This is a genomic window from Sphingobium sp. FG125, from assembly GCF_057809795.1.
The window spans coordinates 306,619-330,674 of record NZ_JBMDKQ010000001.1; the positions used below are offsets into that span (position 1 = coordinate 306,619).

The following is a 24,056-nucleotide window of genomic DNA, read 5'->3' on the forward strand; positions in this document are numbered from 1 at the left end:
GAATATCGCATCATCGTGCAGAGCGACAGCAGCGCCGCTGTGCCTGAAACCAGCGTGGGTGAAACCAACAATAGCGCCTCTGTCGCGCTGACTGTGGGCCTTGCGCCTTATGCCGATCTGGACGTCAGCAACGTCACCGCGCCAGCCCGCACGATCAACGATCCTGCGCGCGTCACTGTCGGCTGGACGGTCACCAATATCGGCACCGGGCTGGGGACCACCGATAGCTGGACGGACCGCGTCTATGTGTCGCGTGATGAGATTTTCGGCGATGGCGATGACATATTGCTGGGCGAGTTGGTCCATTCGGGCGGGCTGGCGCTGGGCGACAGCTATGACGCCAGCCTTGATCTGATCCTGCCTGCCGGATTCTACGGTCGTTACACGCTGTTTGTCCGTTCCGACGCGACAGAGGCGGTGTTTGAAAACGGTGCGGATGCGAACCGGACCGCACTGGCGGGCTTCTTTGACGTGTCGCCCATTGCCTGGGCCGATTTGCAGATCGAAAGTGTGGTCGCGCCGACATTGACGCAATCGGGCACGTCCATCGATGTGACATGGCGGGAAAGCAATCAGGGCATCGGCCTGACCAACACCGGCGAATGGTTCGACAGCGTCTTTCTGGAGAGGACCGATGGCAGTGGCCGGATATTGCTTGGTTCGGTCAACCATCTCGGTTTCCTTGGGGTGGGGGACAGTTATGACCGCACCGCCAACTTCACTCTGCCCGATGGGATAGCGGGCGATTATCGCATCGTCGTGGTCGCTCCGGGCGGCGACGATCCACGCAATCAGCCCTATGAATTTGCCTTTACCGGCAACAATAGCGGCACATCGGCCCCGATCAGCATCTCGCTTGCGCCGCCACCCGATCTGCGCGTCACGGCCATCTCCGCGCCGACCAATGGCGTCGAGGGCGGCGTGGTCGACATTAGCTGGACGGTGAAGAATGAAGGGCTGAGCGCGGCCGAAGGCAGCTGGGTGGACCGGGTCTATCTGCGCAAGGCGGGCGATAGCGGCGCAGGCACGCTGATCGGCACCTATAGCTATACCGGCCCGCTGGCGGCGGGGACCAGCTATACAAGGCGCGAGGAAATGCGCCTGCCGGCCAAAACCAGCGACCGGTTCGAGGTGATTGTCGTCACCGACGCAGCCGACACCGTTTATGAACATACGGCAGAGGCGAACAACCGTTCGGTCGATGACGAATCCATCCTCATGTCGGTATTGCCGCGCCCTGATTTGCAGATCAGCGAAATCGTCGCGCCTGACAGAGTGACCGCGGGTGCCACCGCATCCGTCGACTTTACCGTGATCAATCAGGGGCTGATCGAAGCCAATGGCAACTGGACCGATCAGGTCTGGCTGTCGCTGGATGACAAGATCAGCGGCGACGACATTCTCGTGTCGCAGCTGGCCAATCCGATCGCGCTCGATTCGCTGGAAAGCTATGAGTCCAGCTCCGCGACATTCACGGTGCCATTGCGGTTCCGGGGCAATGTGTTCGTGCTGGTGGCCACGGATACCGGCAATGCCATCGACGAATGGCCCAACGACACGTCGGCCAGCAACGTGCGTGCGCAGCAGATTTATGTCGAACCGGTGCCGTTTGCCGATCTCGTCGTCGACAATGTCGTCACCAATGCCCAGGCATTCGAGGGCAACAGCGTGCCGGTGCGCTATACTGTGACCAATCGTGGCGCGGGCACCAGCAATCTTGGTCAGTGGACCGAGCAGATCTGGCTGACCAGGGACAAGAACCGACCGCACCCCGGCCTTGGCGACATATTGCTCACCAGCGTCGCCTACACTGGCGGCCCGCTGGAGGAAGGGCAGGGCTATGATCGCGAACTGACCGTGACCCTGCCTGCCAGCGTGGTGTCCGGCACATATTATATCATGCCCTGGGTCGATCCTTATGCGACGCTTCTGGAGGATTCGCTGGCGATCAACGTCAATCCCGATGATCCAGCCGAAATCCAGAGCAGCAATTATCGCGCCCGCGCGATCCAGATCGTCGGCACCCCGCCGGTTTCCAGCACGCGCGCCATTGCGGTGACGGATGTAACCGCCCCGGTATCGGCCAAGGGCGGCGATGATTTCACCGTCAGCTGGACAGTAAGGTCAACCGGGGATGCACAGGCCAATGGCTGGACGGACCAGGTCTATCTGTCCGACGCGCCGTTGCTGGAAAATGCGCGCAACATATTCGATCTTGGCAGCTTCCAGAATCTCTCGCCGCTCGATCCGGGCGCGAGCTATACCAACAGCGCGACGTTCAAGCTCAATCCTGCCGCTGCGGGCCTTTACGTTATCGTGAAGTCGACGCTGGGCGGTGACCCCAACACGCTCGACAATGCAAAGTTCGCCGCCACCAGCGTGACGAACGCGCCTGCCGACTTGCAGGTGGTCAGCGTGGTGCCTGCCGCGCCGGGCGTCGTCGCCTATTCCGGCGAACGGACAAGCGTTACCTATACCGTCGAGAATAAGGGCGCGCCGGTCTGGTCGGGTACGCAATATTGGACCGATCAGATTTGGGTGTCGAAAGACCCGACATTCATTGAAAACCGCGCGACCTATGTCGGATCGGTCACACAGGCCAATGAAGGGCTGGGCACGGGGCAGAGCTACACCAACACGCTGGAATTCGACATGCCGCCGGGGGTGGATGGCGAATATTATGTCTATGTGTTCACCAACACGCCAAGGCGGCCCGTGGTGCCCAGCGACATCGTCCGGTCGGGCAATAATGACGGATTGAGGGACGATGCTTTCCGCAAGTTCGTGTTCGAGCTGCCCGCCGGGACGGTCGAACAGGCGCAGTTCCCGGTCGTCTATCGAGAAGCGGACCTGAAGGTTACCGAGCTGACCCTGCCGGACACGCTGCCTGCGGGCGGCACGGTCGAAATCAGCTTCCGCGTCGAAAATGTCGGCACGCGGGCGACGCGCGAGGACTCTTGGGTGGACCGGGTCTATCTGTCGCTCGACGCCTCGCTCGATGAGGGCGATTGGCTGATGTCGCGGGAAGCGTCGCCCGGCGTGATCGTCCGCGCAGAAAATACGCATGTCGGCATACTCAATCCGGGCGAATCCTATATTGCCAAGGTCACCGTCAGCCTGCCGTTCGAGCTGGAGGGTGGTTTCAACGTCATCGCGGCGGCGGATTCGGGCCTTGAGCAGTCCGGCTATGCCAAAAGCACGCTGTCGCCGCGCCTTGCCGGTGTGCGCGGTGCGGTCAATGGCAAGGTTCGGGAATATGCGGGGGAGGGTAACAACCTGACCGTGCAGCCGGTCACGCTGACGCCCTATACCCCACCAGACCTTCAGGTTGCCGCGCTCAGCGCGCCGTTGCGCGCCACCCGTGGCCAGCCCTTCCGCGTCGAATATAGCGTCACCAATGCGGGCGGCGCTACTCCGACCCTGCAACCGCAATGGGACGACCTTGTCTATCTTTCCCGTGATCCGTTTCTTGACCTGACATCGGATCGTTTCCTGGGTTCGATCCGCCATACCGGTGGTCTGGACGCGGGCGGCACCTATTCCGTCGTCAAGGATTTCGTCGTTCCGGGCGATCTGGGCACCGAAGCCTATTATGTTTTCGTCGTGACCGATCCGGCGCGCTATGATGCCACCGGCATTCTCTTTGAAGCGGACGAGCGCAACAATGTGCGTGGCAGCGATGTGCCGATGGTCATCGAACTGCCCCCGCCAACCGACATTCAGGTCACGGATATCGTGGCGCCGGACAATAAGCAGGCGGGCGATCCCGTCACCATAAGCTGGACGGTGACGAACAAAAGCACGGTCACGGCTTCGGGCAGCTGGAGCGATGCTGTCTATCTGTCGCGCGATGCGACCTGGGACGTTGGCGACAAGCTGCTGGGGCGCGCCAATTTCGCCGGATCGCTGCTGGCGGACCAGAGCTATACGCTCAGCCTGGATACCACGCTGCCCGGCGCGGCGGCGGGCGATTATCGCATTATCGTTCGCGCCGACGCGCGCAACCAGTTATTCGAGGATGTGGGCGAGGCGAACAACATCACCGCCGCCGCCAATGCCACCAGCATCTCCATCGAGACGCTGACGCTCGGAATTCCGCTGTCGGCCAATCTCAAGCCGGGGCAGGAGCGGCTGTACCGTATCGTCGTGCCCGCGGATCAGACTTTGCGGCTACGCGTGGCGTCCGATGATGAGCGTGCGATCAACGAGGTATTCCTGCGGCATGACGATGTGCCGACCTCTGCGCTGTTCGACGCGACCTATACCGGGCCACTGGCGCAGGAGTTGACCGCGATCGTGCCGGATACGGAACCGGGCGTCTATTATGTGATGGTGCGCGGCTATAGCGGCCCGGACGAAGGCAGTACGGTGCGGCTGATCGCCGATCTTATGCCGATGGTGATCACCAGCATAGACACCGATACCGGTGGCGACAGCCGCTATGTCACCACGACGATCAAGGGCGCGCGCTTCCATGAGAATGCGATCCTGAAACTGTCCCGGCCGGGCATTGCGGAATTTGAACCAGTCGCTTGGGAGGTGGTCGACAGCAGCACGATCATCGCGACATTCGATTTTACTGACGCGCCGCACGGCCTTTACGATCTGAAGGTGACCAATCCTGATGGTGCCGAAACGGTCGAGCCCTATCGCTTCCTGATCGAGCGTGGGATCGAACCTGAAGTCACGATCGGCGTGGGCGGGCCGCGTGTCATACTGGCAGGCGATCAGGCGACCTATTCCATCGCGCTCCAGAATATTTCGAACCTCGATGCGCCCTACACCTATTTCCAGGTCGGGGTGCCGGAACTCAATTACAACCAATATGTCTATGGCCTCAAATTCCTGGAATTCTTCACCAATGTGCGCGGTATTCCAGAGGGCGCAGAGGGTGGCGACAATGCCAATGTCCCCTTCATCAACCTGGAATCGATCACCAACACCAACGGGCAATTGCTGACATCGGGCTTCCTGTTCGATCAGCCGGCTGACGGCTTTGGCGGCTTCACGGTCAACATCCGCACCTATCCTGGCCTTAAGGAAATGGCGGATCGTGCCTTCAGCGCGTTTCAGGACAGGATGAACAGCCTGTTCCCCGATCTCGCGCCCATCCTGGACGGTGGCGAGGGCGGCCTTGGCGACTGGTGGGAAGCGGTCAAGGACAAGGTGAGCGAGATCATGCCTGCCGCGCGCAGCACGCTCGATCAACTCGATTTCGTCGGCCTGTATCAGCAGAATACCGCGGTCCCCAGCAAGGATGAAATCCCGTTCATCCCGTTCCGTTTCCATATTGTCGCGGCGGCCACGACGATGACGCGGGCCGAATTTGTCGACTTCCAGTCGAAGGAGGCGCGTGACCTGCGCACCGCGATCCTTGAGGCGAATGATGCGCCAGCACCCTTGCTGGCGCTGGCCGCCGATGAAGGGCAGTGGACCGACCTCTATCTCGCCGCGCTGGAGCAGGCCGGTCTGCTGCGCGACGAGCAGGACGTTCCGCCCATTCGGACGAAACAGCATATCGTCAGCATGATGACGACGCTGGCATCGGGCATATTGTTCGGCCCCGGCGGCTCTGCGGTCCGCTCCACGGGCGATCTGCTCGCCTTCTTCGATCAGGTCCGCGCCTATTACGGGCATCAGGACGGGCTGATGGCCGCCATCGAATATATGGACCCGCGCCATAGCGACAAATATGATGGTGAGATACCGGTCCCGGCGCTCCCGGTGCGGGCGGACTATGATCTGGGCCTGTCCACACCTACCCATTTCGAAGCGTTCCGTATCTTCGTGCCATGGGTGCCGTTCGACCAGCGCGGCGCGGGGTTGCCCGCCGATTTCCAGATCAACGGGCCGGAGCCGGTGGACGGGCAGGAATTTGCCCAGCTCGATTTCTCGCGCTTTTTCGCCAGTGAAGGTCAGGTCAACCGGCTGGCATCGATCACGGGTCCGCAGACGCTCGATACACAGGGCTGGCTGCCGGGCGCGGCGGAACTGCCCTACACCGTCAGCTTCGAAAATGCGGCAGGCTCGGCGCGCTATACTAACGAAATCCAGGTCGTGACCACGCTCGATCCCGATCTCGATCCGCGCAGCTTCCGTCTTGGCGATATCAAGATCGGCGACATTAACATCGACGTGCCGGATGGCCGCACCAGTTTCGACGCCGAGATCGACTTCACCGCCGCCCGCGGGTTCATCCTGCGGGTGAGCGCAGTGCTGGATCTGTTCCAGCAACCGGCGAGCGCGAGCTGGCTCATCCAGGCGATCGACCCGCTGACCGGCGAAGTCATGCAGGACGCAACCCGCGGTCTGTTGGCCCCCAATGATGCCAGCGGTAAGGGCGCGGGGTTTGTCAGCTATACCATTGTTCCTGCGGACGATGTGGCCACCGGCGAGCGCATTTCCGCGTCCGCGCGGGTGCTGATGGATGGGTTCGCGCCAGAAGATACTATTGTCCTGAGCCAAATGGTCGATGCCGCCGCGCCGACCAGCACGCTCACCGCTAAAAGAGTGGGGACGACAGCGAATTTCGAGGTCAACTGGCGTGTTCTGGATGATGTCGGGGGTTCCGGCGTCAAGCATGTGACACTTTATGCCGCTGAAAATGGTGGCGATTTCAAAATCTGGCAGCGGATGTTGCCCGATGTGACCGGTGTGCTTGTCTTTGAGGGCGAGGCCGGCAAAAGTTATGAATTCCTGGCACTGGCGACCGATATTGCGGGCAATCGCGAAGTGCCAAAGCCCGGCGTCAACGCCATTTCCGACGGGTCCAGCGTCAATCTGGGCGGTGTACCCACCGTGCCCGACACGACGGCACCCAATTTTGGGCAGCCGCCCGCACCCACGCCGGAGCCGTCGACCAACGCGCTTTTCACGCAGGCCGAAGCACTGGTCCCCGCCGCCGCTCCGCTGAGTGCGCCGAGCGAATTTGATTCCGTCCTCAGTCCCTTTGTCGCGCGCGCTTTCGCCACCGGCATCACGCGCAGCACCAGCGAAATCGGCCCGATGGCGATTGTGGAGACGCCGGAGGGCGACTTCCTGGTCTCCGGCGGCACCAATCGCGGCACGATCTGGAAATTCAGCGGGCAGGGCGGCGCTGCGGCAACGCCGTTTGCCGAGCTGGACACGGCCATTTTCAACATGGCCTTCGATGCGGACGGCGGGCTGTGGGCGACCACGGGCGGCGGGCCGCTGCTGAGGCTCGATCCCCAGACCGGGGCGGTTCTCGACCGGTTCGGCGATGGCGTCACCATTGCGCTGGCGGTGCATCCGACCACTGGCAATATCTATGTGTCGACGAACAGCGGCATTTCGATCTTTAGCCCCGACGATGGCAGCTTCACCCAGTGGAGCAGGGACGAAAATCTGCGCGTCGGCAGTCTGGCTTTCGACAATGATGGTGCATTGTGGGCGGTGACATGGCCGGACCGCAAGCAGGTGGTGCGTTTCACAGATCGCGCGCGCGCGGAAACCATGCTGACCTTCGACGCGCCCGCAGATTCGCTGGCATTCGGCAAGGCAGGGACGCGGCTCGAAGCATTGCTGTTCGTCACGCACACCGCCGGCACTGTCGACGATGCGGGACTCGCGGAACCCGGCGGCGCGCTGACCATGGTGGATACCGCGACTTTGCGGCGGATCGACGTGGCAAAGGGGGGATCGCGCGGCGATGTCGTCATCACGACCAGCGATGGCCGTGTGCTGGTCAGCCAGAGCAACCAGGTCGACATCATCGCGCCTGCAACCGCGCCCGTCGTCGTCGCCACCAATCCGTCTCCCGGTGCGCAGATCGCGCTGCCGCAGGCCTTCCTGTCGGTCACGTTCGATCAGGACATGTTCGCCGGATCGGCCAGTCAGGCCGGGTCGGTGACCAATGCCGAATATTACACGCTCCAGCATGCCACGCTGGGCGCGCAGCAAATCCGCGCCGTCACCTATGATGCGGCCAGCCGGACCGCCTATCTCAATGTCGGCAATATCCCGGCAGGCGATTATACGCTGACCATCGGCGCACCGCTGACATCGGCGAATGGCCAGCGCATGGGCGTCAATTATCAGACCGAATTTGCGGCGTTCGAGGATATCTCGACCCTTGTCGATATATTGTTTGAAGATACCCGGCTGGACCGCGAGACAGGCACCATCTCGTACAAGGTGACGATTACCAACAAGACTGACGGGCCGATCACCCTGCCTGCCTTGCTGACGATCGACCCGCTGGGCGGTTTCCCCGGCGTTCCGCTGGGCGCGACCGGCCAGACCGACGACGGACGCTTCCTGATCGACCTGTCCGGCGCGTTGCCGCCTGATGGCATATTGGAGGCAGGGGAAAGCACGTCCGGCCGCACGGTTTCGATCACGACATCGGCCAATCGCCGGCTTGATTTCGTGACCGGCATCGTTGCGAATGCCGTCCCCAACACCGCGCCGTCCTTCGTCAGTGTGCCGCCGCAATCGGCTACAGTCGGCACACAGCTCAGCTATCAAGTTGTAGCGAACGATGCCGAGGGGCAGGCGGTGTCCTTCGGATTGCTCACCGCGCCTGCGGGCATGACGATCGATGCGACGACCGGCCTGCTGCAATGGACGCCACCTGCGGGGACGGCATCAATCACCCCGGTGGTGATAGAGGCGTTCGATGCACGCGGTGCCGTCTCGCTCCAGCGTTTCGTGCTGGCGATAGCTGGGGGCAATCGCGCCCCTGAATTCACATCGTCCCTCTCCGCCGTGTCGAGCGGGGAAGGGCAGTTGTTCGAATTCGAGCTGGTCGCGGTCGATCCTGAATCGCAGCCGCTGACCTATTGGGCGGACGGGTTGCCTGCCGGGGCGACATTCGATCCGGCGACGCGGGCCTTCTCCTGGTTGCCTGGCTATGAATCGGCGGGGACATATGATGTCCGCTTCTTCGTCACCGATGGCTTGTCCCGTGACGAGGTGGTGGTCACCCTGTTCGTTGCCGAACGAAACGAGCCGCCACAGGTGGTGCCTGTTGCCGACAGGATTGCGCGCGAAGGCGATCTCGTCAATTTTCGGATCAATGCCAGCTCGCGCAGCGACCGTGAACTGTCCTATGGCGCGGAAACCCTGCCTTTTGGCGCGACGCTGAACCCGACGACCGGCGAATTTATCTGGACGCCCAACTATATTCAGAACGGTGTCTATGACATCGCCTTCTTCGTCACCGATGGTGAAGCGCTGGTGCGGTTCGTCACCAAGATCACCGTCGGCAATGCCAATGCCGCACCAGTGTTCGACCAGCTTGAGGGGTGGCAGATACTCGAAGGCCAGCAGCTTGCCTTCAACGTGTTCGCCTTTGATCCCGACAACCCCTATTACACACCCGCTCTGCGCAACGGCGAAAACGGGGAGGCGGTTGAAACCAGCGAGACGTCGCGGACCGTAACCGTCCAGTTGATCGGCGACATCCCGCCCGGCGCGACATTCGACCCGGACACCTATGATTTCACCTGGACGCCGACCAATGCGCAGGCTGGCGACCATGTCGTGCGTTTCCGTGCAACCGATACCGGTGATGGTACGGGCGTTCCGCTGACGACGGACATCGTTGTTCCAATCAGCGTGTTCAACCAGAACCGCCGTCCGGTAGTCAGTCCCATCGAGAATGTGACGGTTGCCAAGGATGCGGTCCTGGAGATTCCCGTCAGCGCGACCGACGCGGATGGCAATCCACTGGTTCTGGCCCTGCGCAACGAAAGCCCTTTCCGTCCGCTGCCCAATTTCATCACCTTCGTCGATAATGGCGACGGCACCGGCAAGATTCGCGTCGCGCCCGGCGCCAATGCGCGTGGAGATCATGTCGTCATCGTCACCGCTACCGACGACGGGGACGGATCGGGCGAGCCGCTGGGCGGCGGCTATGCCTTCACCATCAAGGTGACCAGCCCGAACGAGGCGCCAGAAATCGGCTATATCGGCGATGTCGTGGCGGTGATCGGCGAGGCCATGAAGGTTACCGTCAATGTCGCCGACATGGACCAGGACGCGCTGACCTATGCGGTTGCCGGGCTGCCCGGAGCCACGATCACGCCCACCAGCATTTACGGCAAGGCGCTGATCGAATGGACGCCGACACTGGCGCAGGCCGGCAGCCATGATGCCCTGGTGACGGTGGAGGATTCCGGCAGCGGCGTCGTCACGCCGGTGAGCGATACCGCATCGTTCAAGGTGGTTGTGCGCGCCACAAATGCCGCCCCGCAACTGGCCCCGGTCGGCAATCATAGTATTACGGAAGGCGAAGCCCTTGCGTTCACCCTGGCAGGCGCGGACGCGGACAATGACCGGTTGACCTTCACGATGAGCGGCGCGCCGGAGACGGCCTCGCTCGATCCAGCAACTGGCGCATTCGTCTGGACTCCGCCGCTCAATTCCAGCGGCGAATATAGCGTCACCTTCTCCGTCAGCGACGGCCATTCCAGCAGCAGCGAAACGATCACTTTGACCGTCGCCAATGCCAATCAGGCACCGGTGTTCGTGCCGATGGGCCTGCAACTGGCGCGGGAGGGCGCGCCGATGGTGTTCCGCATCATCGCGGGCGATCCCGATGCCGACCCCGTCATCTATCAGGCGCCCAACGGCTTGCCCGAAGGGATGCTGTTCATCCCTGCGCGCGGTGAGATCCAGTGGACGCCGGGCTATGCGCAGGCTGGTGATCATGTCCTGCGCTTTACCGCGACCGACCCGCTGGGCGCGGTGGATAGCATCGACGTCATGGTCCGGGTGGCCAACGTCAATCGTCTGCCGGTGCTGGATGAGGGCTATCACGCCTTCCTGATTGGCGAGGAAAAGCGTTTCACCGTCCGGGCAAGTGACCCCGACAGCGAGGACGTCCTGACATTTTCTGCCGAGGATTTGCCTGAAGGGGCGAGCTTTGATGCCGCTACCGGCGAATTTGTCTGGACCCCTGGCCCCGGTCAGGCGGGCGATTATGCCGTCACCCTGATTGCGGATGACGGACGGGCAAAGGTACGGCAGACCATATTGCTGCGCGCGACGATCGATCCCGTGCCGCCAGTGGTCCGCCTGGAGCTGACGCCCAGCTTCCCGGCGGCACCGGGCCAAAATGTGCTGATCCACGCCGTGGCGGACAGTCTGGCGGACATCACATCCCTGCGTGTTCTGCTCGACGGGCAGGAGGTGCTGCTTGATGCGAACGGGCGGGCTACGGTGGTGGCTGGTTCGCCAGGCAAATATAGCTTCACCGTCACTGCGCGCGACGCGGACGGTGGCGAAAAGACGATTACGCAAATCCTTAAAGTGCGCGACCCGCTGGACAAGAATGCGCCGAGCGTGCTGTTCGACGGAGCCATTGACGACGCTATCGTTACTTCGACCCTGGCGATCTCCGGGACCATCGACGACAGCAATCTCGACGGCTGGACGCTGCAATTGATCGACGGGCAGGGCGATGTCACCCTGCTGGGCGAAGGCGGCACCAACCTTGCTGGTACGCTCGCGACGCTGGACGGGCGCAGCCTGGCTGACGGATTCTACCGCCTGCGGTTGACCGCCACCGACATTTCCGGCCGGACCAGCGTGGACAGCGCAACGATCGAACTGCGCACGGGCGCGGACAAGACGTCCCGCTATACCACGCAGCATGTCGATATCTCGACCGTGCTGGGCGGGGTGCCGTTCGATCTGGTCCGGGCCTATGACAGCATTACGGGCAAATGGACGTTCCTTGGCCTGGACGCTGATATCGTCACCAGCGTCGGCAGCCAGCCCAACGCAGGCGGCGCGCTGCCCGCGTTCGAGATTGGTACGCGATTGTTCCTGACCTTGCCCACCGGCGAACGGGCGGGCTTCACCTTCAACCCCGTTGAAGAGGTCATCGGCGGGCAGACCTTCTATCGCCCCGCCTGGACGGCTGATGGCACACATGGCTGGCAGTTCAGCTCGATCGATGTCCAGCTTCGCAAGATTGGCGGCAAATTCTACGATGTAGATAGCGGCGCGGCCTATAATCCCGGTTCGCCGGTGTTCGGCGACCGTGACTATGCCCTGCGTGCGCCTGACGGCACGATCTACATTCTCGACAGCCAGCGCGGCACGGTCGAAATTCAAAAGGCCGAGGGCAAGCTGCTGATCGGCGACAGCGGCGTCACCGCGCTGGGTGGCGATGCGCTGCGCTTCCTGCATGATGCGCGCGGCAATGTTACCCAGGTCACCGATGCAACAGGTAAGGCAAGCATCTACGGTTGGGATGATGACAACCGGCTGACTGCATTGCGCGATCTCGTGACCGGAGCAGGCATCCGCTACGGCTATGTCGATGGTCGGCTGGCACTTGAAGTGCCTTCATCGGGCGCAGGCAAACGGATCGTCTATCATGGCGACGGCACCGTGGTGACGGAGGCGATTGTCGCTGATCTGGCGACCCCGGCGACATTCACCGGGCAGACGGTGTCGGGCGATCTTGGCGCAGGCGGCGCGGAAAGTTTCGCGTTCACGCTGCGCGAAAGCGAGTTGGAGGGGCTTCCCAACTCATTCGTTATCCTGAGGGTCGAGACCACAGGAACGGTAACGCCCCAGATCGCAGGGCTGACCCCTCTGGCAAGCGCCCAGGCGGGCGGCAAGCTTGTGACCCTGTTCGCGCTGTCCACATCGGGACTGCACGAGTTGCGGATGTCTGGCAGTGGTGCCTATTCTTTCGAGATGCGCGCCGCGGGCGATATCAACGGCGATGCGAAGGTTGACGGGCTGGACAGCGCCGCCGTGGTGGCTGCTCTCGCCGGATCGGACGTTAGTGGCGATGGCGTGACGGACGCGATCGACAATCAGATCGTGGCTGCCAATTATGGTTTCCGGGCGAACCAGTCGCCGGTGATCGCCGCCACGATTCCGCTGGAAAAAACCCATGTCGATTTGCAGCGTTATGTCGATCTGACCAAGCTGGCGACCGACCCGGATGGCGACCGTCTCTATTTCCGTATCGTCGGGGCGACGGGTGGAGCGGCTGCCCTGGCCGCCGACGGGCGTGGCGTCCTGTTCACACCGACCGCCGGTTATTCGGGCGCGGCGTCGATCCGCTTTTCGGCCGATGACGGCTTTGGCAGTTCTGCCGAAGGCGTCATCGACATCAACGTTTCCGACGCCGCCCTATTGTCCCTGAATTTCGCGCTGCGCCAGCCCGCCTTTGCGGCACCGGGCGAAAGTGGCGGCGTGGGCCTTATCGGTCAGTTTGCCGATCAGGCCGATGTCGCGCTGCCCTATTCCTATGTGACGGCGAGCGTCGGCCATCCCGACATCGTCCGTTTGAACACGGATGGGACATTATTGGCGCTGGCTCAGGGGTCGACCTATCTGAAGGTTTCACGCGGCAATATCGCTGCGGCTACGTCGCTGACGGTGGGCGAACCCGACAGCGTGCGTGAGTTGATGACGCAGATTTACGGGATCAACGCCTATCCCGACAGCGTGACCCTGCTGCCCAACGGCGGCTCGCGCGCCATTATCACCAGCCTTGATCCGACGGAGGAAACCTTCGCCAACGGGGCGGCGGCAGGGACCGTCTATGTATCCGCCGACAGCGCGATCGTGACCGTCGATGAAAACGGCCTGATGCGCGGAGTTGGTGCCGGATCGACCTTTGTCACCGTGATCAACGGCTTCAGCGAGGATCGGGTGATGGTGTCCGTCACACCGCCGGTCATTGGGGATGATGTTGCGGTCGATGGCGCTGCGGGTGCCATTGTGCAGAATGCCGATGGCGTTCAGATCGCCTTTGGGCCGGGCGCGCTGAGCGGCAATGCCACGGTCACGATCGATACGCTGACGGAGGCAGAACTGCCCATCGTCATGCCCGCGACCGATGCGTTCCACTTCATGAGCGCATTCGACCTTCAGGTCGATGGCGCGGAATTTAACGATACGGCCCAGATCGCGGTGCCGGTAGCGGGCAATCCGGGGGATCAGGTCTGGTTCTTTGCCAGCGTTGATTTGCCGCTTGGGCCAAATGGCGAGACTATTCCGGTCTGGACGGTCATCGATTCCGGGGTGATCGATGCCGACGGCATGGCACGGGCCAAGTCGCCGCCATTTCCGGGCCTGAGCAGGCGTGGCGCGGTCCTGGTCGCGGGTGCGGCCACGCCGTTGCCGATCCTGCGGCTGAACGTTGGCTTCACGGCGCTCAATGCGCTGGTGTTTGCGCCTGCCATCGGCATTGCGGCCGTTGGCGGCCTGGCTGGCGCGACGGTCGCGCTCGGTCTGGCTGGCGCTGCCATCGGGTCGATCGCGCTGCCGCTGTTTGCGCAGCTCAAGGAGATACAGATTTACTCCGATCTGGCGAAGGATCAGGACGCCGTCCGCCGGATAGACCTGTCACCTGAATTCACGCAGGCGGACCTGAACGACGGCAAGACCATCCTTGCCAATTTCCCGCCACAGGCCTTCCAGTCCGACAAGGGGCCAATCGTCTCCAGCGTCGCATCGCTGGTCGCCAATGACGGCAGCACGTCCGTCACGATGACAGGGCTTGACTTCATCGACGGCGAAGCCGGATCGATCAGCGCAAAGACCAGCAACGTCCGGGTCGTCCTGACCCACGGATCGAAGCGGGTTGTGATAACCAATGCGGTTATAACCGGCAGCGTTGGCGGAACGCAGCAGCTCAGCTTCACGGCACCGTCCACCGTCCTGCTGGGAGCCAGCGATATCACGATCGTCCGCCCGGCTGTCGGATCGTTCGGATCGGCGAGCGGTGAGCCCAATGATTTCACCGAACTGGTCGAAAGCGCGGTCGTCAAGATCGACAACAAGGCGGGATATGCCTTTGTCGGCGATGCGAAGGGCGTGCAGATCATCGATCGCAAACTCTCGTTCGAAACGACACAGCCTACAGACCAGCTGATCGCCCGTATCGATCTGGGCGCGCCGGTCAGGGAAATCGTCGTGACAGGCGACCTGGGCGCAGCATTTGTGGCGACCGAAAAGGGTATTGCCGTCATCGATACGCTGACGCTGCGCCAATATGATCTCAACCCCAACAGCGACAATGATTTCATCAAGGTCGAGGGCGGGGTGGTCACGGCGCTCGCCGTCGATACGGAGAATGGCTATCTCTACGCTGCCGGGCTGGGCAAGGTCTATGTCATCAACATTGATCCGGGCCGGGACAATTATCTGAAGGTCGTCGCCGACCCGCAACATACGCTGAATATGGAAATCACCAGCCAGGGCGAACAGTTCGGCCATATCACCAGCATGGCACTGAACGCCGATGGCACCCGCCTCTATGTGGGCCTGCCGGTATCCGAAATGTTTGGTCAGCGCCCCTGGATCAACAATCAGAACAGCGATCCCGGCCTGATCATGGTCCTCAACGTCGACGAGGAGCAACGGCCAGTCGAGGGAGAGGCCAATATCCACGGATGGCGCACGGTTGTGGACAAGGTGGCGGCAGGCATCGAGGTGTTCGATATCCAGCCGACGGTCGATCCCAACAAGATGGTGTTCGTTGCGCGCGGGGACCGCAATCGCGGTGCCAAGTTGCTGGAGCGCACGCCTGCCGGAACGCACGTCGTTACCCAGGTCGCGACCCTGACCATGGGGCAGGAAATCGGCGTGTTCGAACAGCCGTTCACCATCGCCGGGCTGGTCATCAGCGTCGACAAGAAGCGCAGCACCGATGAAGGCCGCTTTTCGATCGGCCGGGTGCCGGACCTCAACGTCCATAATGCGTCGGGCATCGCAGTCACGCCCGACCTGGAATATATGTTTGTCGCCGATTGGGGTTTGCCGACGCTCTATTGGTATCGCGACCTGGATTACTCGCAACTGGTCGATGAATTTTACCGGGTCGGTTCCAAAATTCTCGTCATCAAGGACCCGTTCGGGCCGAACCGTCGGCTCGTCGGGGCAACGACGCCGGTTACGTTCGCGTTCCTGGAGGAATTGCGTGTCGATAGCTCCGGCACCAAGCTTTACGCGAATTACCGGGGTGCCGGTAACATCGTCATCATGGACATCAACAAGGTCCGCGACATTGCCAAGCGCAGCGATTTCGACAAGCTGCTCGTCGAGTTTCAGGACAAGGCGATCGATAATCCGAACTATCCGTTCGATATCTATAATGAATCCACCGGCCAGGGTGCCGTCGACGTCACCCGTCATGGGCGCGGACTGGCGCTTAATGCCATCCAGGCGCTCAATCTGCTTACCCCGACGACCGAACTGGACCTTCACGGCGACAACCCGCCGCCGCTGACCTTCAAGTGGGAATTTGATCCGACGCTGATACCGGCCGGATCGGTGATGAAAACCAGCTTCTATCTCAGCACGCTCGCGCCCGGCGACGGGTTGTGGCCGGACGATCCGATCCGCGAAAGAGGTTTGCTGCAACAGCCTGACTGGCAGGGTTCCGACAAGCATCCCAGCCGCATCTTTACCAAGCTGAACCTGGAATCGGGCAAATGGCGGGTTCTGGCGACGGGCGAAGTCGTGCCCGATGGGGAGCTCCCTCCAGGCAAGTTTGAACTGACGTTCGATCCTGAATTTGCGCGCGTTCTGACCGGTGGCCAGACCTATTTCTGGGGCGTCCGTTCGACCGAATTTGGCATTCGCGATTTCCGGCAGTTTACCGTTCTGCCTGATAAGGTGCCGGCCGGCACGTTCAACGGCGTGACCGTACTGACCCATGGTTTCCAGCTGGACGGCATCTGGACCGACAATGATTCCTTCCACCAGCCTGCGGCTTTCCAGGAAATGGGAGAGATGATCTCGCGTCTGGGCGGGGGCGGCATCGTCCTGCTCTATGACAAGAACAAGGGCACCTGGGTGGACATGAGCAACCCGACCAGGGTTGTCACTGGTGATATGCTGGCAGCCTATGCCGGCAAGCCTGTCGTGCTGGTTTCGGACTGGGTCCGCGAATCCGCCCATGCCGAAGCAGGCTTCTCCGAAGCTGCCGCCGACGCCCTGTTTGCCGCGCTCATGGATCTGGACGCGGAATCGAGCAATACGCTGCTCAGTTCGCCTCTGCATTTCATCGGCCATTCACGCGGAACGGTGGTCAATAGCGAGATCATCCAGCGCCTTGGCTATTATGGCCGGGTCACCAGCGGCATCCACATGACGACGCTGGACCCGCATGATTTCGTCCAGGATTCGCTGGATATTCCGGTCAACACCCTGCTGAACATCGCGAAGGCCTATAGCAGTTTCAAATCGCTGGCGCTCGCTGTGCGTTCGGTCGCCACGGCAGTCGGCGCGGTCAGCACGGCGGTCGGTTCCGGTGGCCTTTCGCTGGTGGCGACAGGGGCGATCCTGGGCGGTGTCGGCAAGGGCATGGTCGAAGCGGCGGGCGCCGCCAAGATGGCGTTCCGCATTCAGAAATTCCAGGATCTGGCGCAGACGCTGGGCGTGCAACTTGATCCGGTGAAGTTCGGCGATTTCCTCGATCCCGACGTCAAATTGTGGTCGAACATCAGCTTCAGCGACAATTATTATCAGGATGCCGCCTCGCAAACTTTCACGACGGCCACGCCCAACGGGCGCGACATCGGCCCGACGGATATTTCGCGATATCTGGGCGGCGTGGTTCCGGGCGTATCCGGGTTCAATCTGGACGATTTTGCCGGATTGGGGGCAGGTGGCCCGCATAGCCGCGTCTGGCAATGGTATGCCGGCACGATCGACACCAACATGACCAAATTCCAGGGACTGGATATCTATCGGCGCATCACCGACGATGGCATCCGGCCCAAAGTGTTCGGCCTGCCGTCGCTCGACCAATGGAATATGGAGCCATGGTATTTTGTCGATCCGGGCAAGGTGACAAGCTCCAGCATGTCGGTACGCATCGGTGCGGCGAGCCAGATGGTCACCGGCAACACAACCTCCACGACGCATTTCAACATCACCGACGGCGTGGGCACCGGCTGGTTCTATTCGGCCGCAGGCGGCGGGGCGGATTTCCGGCCGATCATCAGCGGTGGCGAGGTTGATGTCACCAAGGACAATAGCGAGGCACCCAATCCTGGGGGTTCAGCGGTCCAGAGCATCTTCAACGGCAATTTCGAACAGGGCACCCGCGAATCGCTCAATGTCCATCTGGAGCGCATTGCGACCGGTGAACTGGCCGACGATGCCGGCCGCTTCCCGATTTCCTACGAAATTCCCGGCTTCGCATTTCATGGCGGGCAGGGGTTCAAGCTCGATCTGCTTGGCCTGCCCGATGCCGATGCCATCGGCAAAATCGATGTCGCCGCGCTGTTCATGGTCAACACCAATCCCCAGGCTTTGGTCAAGAAGGTGCTGGTCAAGATTTGGGAGGACTTTTTCGACAGCCAGGTCAGCCTGGCCAACCAGATCACCATCGGCAATTTCAAGCTGCCGACGCTGAACTTTGTTGAGGCGAAGCTGGCCGCCAAGGTTATCGGCTGGGCGGGCTTTGATGCCGGCAAAAAGATCGACATGGTCAACAAATATTTCAAGGCGACCAACAAGGTCTTCAAGGCCGCTGGCATGGCGACAGAGGCGCTCAATGACGGCCTGAACACGCTGGTCGAAAGCACCGGCGTCACCATGTCCCTGGGTGCCGATACGAAAGATGAGGCGGGCCTGAACCGCTTGAAGGCCTATGTTTCCAATGCGATCGAAAACGGCTTCGACAAGCTGTTTCCCAATCAGGACAATTATTCGCTGATCATGGGGGCCAGCGCCGCCCTCACCAAGATCATCGATTCCTTCCTGCCCGATGGCGACATCTGGGAGGCGATCAAGATGGAGACACGACGGATCCTGCCGGGGCTGGATTCGATCACCCACAATTTCGTCTATGTACCGGAGGATCAGCCCTATCTGACCTTCAAGGTGTACAAGCCCTATATGTTGCAGCCCGGCGCGAAAATTCGCGTGCGTTTTGAAGGGGCCGGACTGCCGACAATCGATGCGCTGGTCGCCAATCAGGAGGCTGGCGCGCGGCAGGTCGATCTGGGCACCGGGATGTTCACGTCCAGCGAATTTTCGGTCATCGTTCCCGACGAATATAAGGGCCGTTCAGCGACGATCACGATCACCCATGAAAATATGGCGCCGACCGCTGAGGACAAGCAGGATCTGGAGGACGCGGCATTCATCGACGCGATCACCAACGCGGCCAAGGATCTGGGTACGGCGGTCAGCCAGATATATCTGCTCGACGATCTGCGCTTCACGACGGTCGCGGCTATGAATGGCGTTATGCCAGGTTCGCCACAGGTTGCGGCCGAAGGAGTCGCGATCACGCCTGCGGCTCCGGCGGTTACGCTGGAACAGCTTGCCAGCCTGGTCGACGATGCGCGGATCGCCTGGATGGCCGCGGGGATCAGCGATAGCGACGCACAGAAATTGGCGGACCTGGAATTCGCCCTGACCGACCATCAGGATGCGACGCTGGCGGTCCATTCAGGCAATGTCATCACGATCGACGCGGATGGTGCCGGACGCGGCTGGTTCGTCGATATCACGCCAAGCGGGGCAAGCGAGTTCCTGACGTCGGGCGGTCGGCTGATCGCCATCGACGGCGGCGCGGCGGCGGGGCGGTATGACCTGCTCACCGTGCTGATCCACGAAATGGGCCATGAACTTGGCCTGTCGGGACTGCCGACCACGACCGTCGGGCGGGTGATGAATGAATCGCTGGGCCTGGGCGAACGGCGCTTGCCGGGCCTGGCCGATCTGCCGGTTGTGCCGGTCGTAGCGCCGGTCGCAGGGGCGGTAGGCACTGTCGCGCTCACAGGGACTGGCAATTCGGCGGCTGCCGCCATCGCGCCGCTCGCCTTGCTGGCACCGCAAACCCCGGCGACCGCACCGTTCCAGAATGGCGATTTCGGTGCGGCTTCGGGCTGGTCGCCAGTCGGTGGGGGTGTGGTTTCCGGCGGCCTGGGCGTGCTGGCCGAGGACAGCCGTTTCCTGTCCTCGCTCAACCAGAAATTCGTCCTGCCCAATGGCGCGACGGAAATCAGTTTCCAGATTCGTTCTGCGGTTCTGGGGGCCAACAGCGCGCTGCCGCCCGATGCGTTTGAAGTGGCACTGCTCGATCCGGTTACCGGCCAGTCGCTGCTGGGTGATCTCGACGGGCTGGACCTGTCCGACGCCCTGCTCAACCTGCAGGCCGACGGATCGCTCTACCTCGCTCCTGGCGTGACCGTGAGCAGCGATCCATTGACGGGCATCGCGACGGTGGTTGTTTCGCTTGCGGGTATCGACCGCAGCAACGGCGCGTTGCTCTCCTTCGATCTCATTGCGATGGGCGATCTCGACAGCCGTGTGACCATCGACAATGTCTTTTTTGCGGCGGTAGTGAACAACCCGCCGGTAGCGGCCAATGACAGCGGCAGCGGGGACGAAGATCAGGACATCGTCATCGATCTTCTGGCCAATGACAATGACGCCGATGGCGATCTGCTGAGTGTCGCGATCCTGAGCGGCCCGGCAAACGGGACGCTCATCCCCCCGACCGTGACGGGTGGCGCGTGGACCTATCGCCCGGATATGAATTTTGCAGGTGCGGACAGCTTCACTTACAGCATCTCCGACGGCCTGAGCGCGCCGGTGTCGGCCAGTGTCGCTATCACTGTGAATGCCGTCAACGATCTTCCGGGGCTTGCTGTCGTGCAGGATCGCAGCGCGGTGCAGGGCAGCTTCGTGACGCTCAATCTGCTGGGCAGTGACGTAGAGGATATCGCATCAGATCTGACCTACGAGCTCGTATCCGGCCCCGCCGGTGCCGGCGTCAGTTCTTCGGGCCTGTTAAGCTGGACAGCCGGCTTGCCGGGCGTTGAGAATTTCACGGTTCGCGTCACCGACCGCGACGGCGGAACCGCCGAGCGCAGCTTTGCGATCACCGTCGTGGCGCCTGGCAATGCAGCGCCTGTCTTTGCCGCGCTGCCTGATCGTGACGTCAATGCAGGATCGCTGTTCACGCTACAACTGGCGGCAAGCGATGAGGATGACGCCGCAACTGACCTGACCTATACATTGATCGCTGGACCCAGTGGCGCGACGCTTTCGCCGACCGGCGAACTGCGCTGGATAGCGATAGGAAACGGCCCCAGCCAGGTGACGGTGCGCGTCACCGATCCCGATGGTGGGTTCGACCAGCGGAGTTTCGCCCTGAATGTCGTGCCGGTCATCGGCAACACCGCGCCGACGCTGCCTGTTCTTGGCGATGTTGCGATTGAAAGCGGCAAGCTGCTCATCCTGCCGATCACGGCCAGCGACAATGAAGATGTCGCCGAAGCGCTGACCTATTCGCTGGTGAGCGGCCCCGACGGCGCTGCCATTTCTGCCAGCGGCCTGTTCAGCTGGCAGGCGGGCGATCCCGGTCCCCAGAGCGTGACCGTGCGCGTCACCGATACCGGCGGATTGATTGCCGAACGCAGCTTTGCGATCACCGTGTCCAATCCGGCGCCTATGTTCGCGGCGATCGCCGATCGTTCAGTCCAGACGGGCGGCAATGTCGCGATCACCCTTTCTGCCAGTGACGGCAATCATGCCGCGACGCAGCTGGTCTATTCGCTGGTCAGCGGTCCGGCCGGGGCAAATGTGACGAGCGATGGCCAGTTCAACTGGACGGCCGCCGGGCTTGGCAGCCAGCCGGTGATCGTGCGCGTAACCGATCCGCTGGGAGCATTTGCAGAGACCGGCTTCAATATCGAGGTGACGAACATCGCGCCGGTGCTGGCGGCTGTCGGCCCGGTCAATGTGAATGAAGGCAGCGCTCTGTCGTTGCAGCTTGTTGCAAGCGATGACGACGATGCGGTTGGCGATCTGATATTCTCGCTGGTGTCGGGGCCTGCGGGGGCAACGCTGACCGAGGGCGGGGTGCTGAACTGGCTGCCTGCCGATGGCGGCGCGGATGCGGTCTTTACCGTCCGCGTGACCGATCCCCATGGCGCGCTGGCCGAGCAGCGCTTCAATGTCGCGGTCGCTGATGTTGCGCCGATCCTCAGCGTAACGGGCCTGACGACGACACTGACGGGCAAGACCTATACCATCGCGCTCGGTTCGAGCGATCCGGGCGATGATAGCCCGATCGAATGGGTCATCGACTGGGGCGACGGCACGGCACCCGCTTCGGTGGCAGGCAGCGCCAGCGCGGCCAGCCATATATATGCGGATGATGGCAATTTCCTGGTCAGCGCGCGTTTGCGCAATGACGACGGCAGCTTCCTGGCTTCGCCGATCAATCTGGTCGTCAATGATCCGCCCCTGCTGCGGTTGACGCAGGCGGGCTTTGCCGATGGCGGACTGGTCGTGCGCGTTTCCGAACCGCTTGATGCTCTGGTGGGCAGCAAGGCGGTGCAACTCACTGACGGTAGTGGCAATGCGGTTGCTCTCACACTCGGCTTCGCGGCCGACGGGCTGGGCTTCACGCTCACCCGCGCCGATGGCAAGCCGCTGCAATATGGCAGCTATGACCTGATCATCGCCGATGGCGCATTCATCAGCGCGGATGGATCGGTGCTGGACGGCAATAGTGATGGCCTGATCGGCGGTGCCTATCAAACCAGCCTGATCTTCAGCCAGTCCATGGCGGGCAGCGCGCGCCTGCCGGACTTCATGCGCGGGCCGGGCGAGCATGTCGATGTCCCGCTCGCCGATGATGCCGGGCTGAAAGTCAGCTTCGCCAGCCAGGGCGGGGTCAAGACCATGACATTCACGGTCATGTATGATCCCGCGCTGTTGCGCGTTGACGGCGTGTTGCCGGGTGCCGATCTGCCTGCGGGCGCGAGCCTTGGCTTTGTGACGGAGGCTGCCGCTGGCGGCAAGCGCCTCGCCAGGATCAGCGTCAGCAGCGATACGCCGATCGCAACGGGTGAGCGCTGGATACTCAGCCTGGATGCGACCGTGCCGGAAACGGCCCCTTACGGGTCGAGCGAAGTGCTGGAAGTCAAGGTCGTGGCGATAAACGCCGCTGCGCCGTCGGCCACGCAGGATGATGAGGCGCTGCAACTGGTCGGCTATTATGGTGATACCAATGCCGATCGTCAGCAAACCATGGCGGACCTGTGGCTGGCGACGCGCGTGGCGTTGGACATCGACAAGGGCTTTGCGGCGTGGGGCGATGCGCCACCTTCACTGATCGCCGATATCCGCGACTATCGCCCGTTCGCCAACCCGCACCTGCCGGACATCGAATTTACCCCGGTAAAGCCAGCGCCGCTGTGGCGATCGCAGGTCGTGCCTCCTGCTGATTTCGGTCCGCTCACTTATGGCTTTTACGATGCGGTGGATCGCTGGGCGCAGGATATCCACGCGACGAATTCGGCCTGGTATGAAGAGGGTATGGACGGCAAGAAGCAGGACCAGCCTGATGACGGCGCTACCGCCCCGACGACTGAATCCGGCACGCCGACATCGCCCGCATCGGCTCCGCCAGCGACGCCGGCACCTGTTGCGCCGGTGCCAACCGCGTCAGCGCCGGGCGATGGACTTGTCATGCCAGCAGGTGTCGCGACCGCCGCTGCCGTGCCGCCGAAAATCAACATGGCTGCGCGACCTGCCGTTCAAGGCATGATGGCCGCGATGACGGAGGCCGATGATCAATGCTCGACATGGCTGTCGCGCTTCCTGCTCGACAATGGCGATGATCGTGAATGCACGACTGGTGGTGATTTCATTCCCATTCTCATTCCCGGCCTCAATCGGCCGAGAGAAAAGACGGGCGACAAGCGCCGCAAGGCTGCCACGCCCGCTGGTGAAGGGCCTTCGGGCGAACTGGAGACAAGCACATGAATGACAAGACCGCGACGCCCAAGGGACAGGCCGCGCCGCGCCAGCAGAAGCTTCGGTTCAACAGTGCCAATCTCAAGAGCAGCTATTGCAATATGTGCAACGCCACCAGCACCCGTGAAGAGGTGGTCCTCAATTTCGGTGTGAACCAGAATTGGGACCAGCCCAGCGCTACGCCCGCTGAACTGGAAGTGGATTTGCAGCACCGGATCATCCTCAGCCCCTTTGCCGCGAAACGGCTGAGCGAGGCGCTGACGCAACTCGTGCGTGACTATGAAACGCGATACGGTAAGCTTGCCTGAGGGTGAGATCGGCAGATA

2 protein-coding genes (1 of these 2 running past the window's edge) are annotated in these 24,056 nt (G+C 62.0%); both read left to right on the forward strand.

What is annotated here, in order from left to right; translation table 11 throughout:
* A protein-coding gene (locus ACODSR_RS01525; RefSeq protein ID WP_489073057.1) for a putative Ig domain-containing protein crosses the window boundary here: on the forward strand, positions 1–23,739 show its 3' portion. It extends 12,921 nt beyond the left edge of the window; only the last 23,739 of its 36,660 coding nucleotides appear in the window; the start codon falls outside the window, past its left edge; the stop codon is at positions 23,737–23,739.
* The gene (locus ACODSR_RS01530; protein WP_489073059.1) at positions 23,736–24,038 is read left to right on the forward strand and encodes a DUF3467 domain-containing protein; all 303 of its coding nucleotides are present in this window, start codon (positions 23,736–23,738) and stop codon (positions 24,036–24,038) included. Before ACODSR_RS01525 ends, ACODSR_RS01530 begins: the two co-directional genes overlap by 4 nt.
* Positions 24,039–24,056 lie beyond the last annotated feature (18 nt).

Excerpts from the sequence above, each read along its gene's own strand:
- ACODSR_RS01530 (WP_489073059.1), top strand. The coding sequence starts at position 23,736 with ATGAATGACAAGACCGCGACGCCCAAGGGACAGGCCGCGCCGCGCCAG.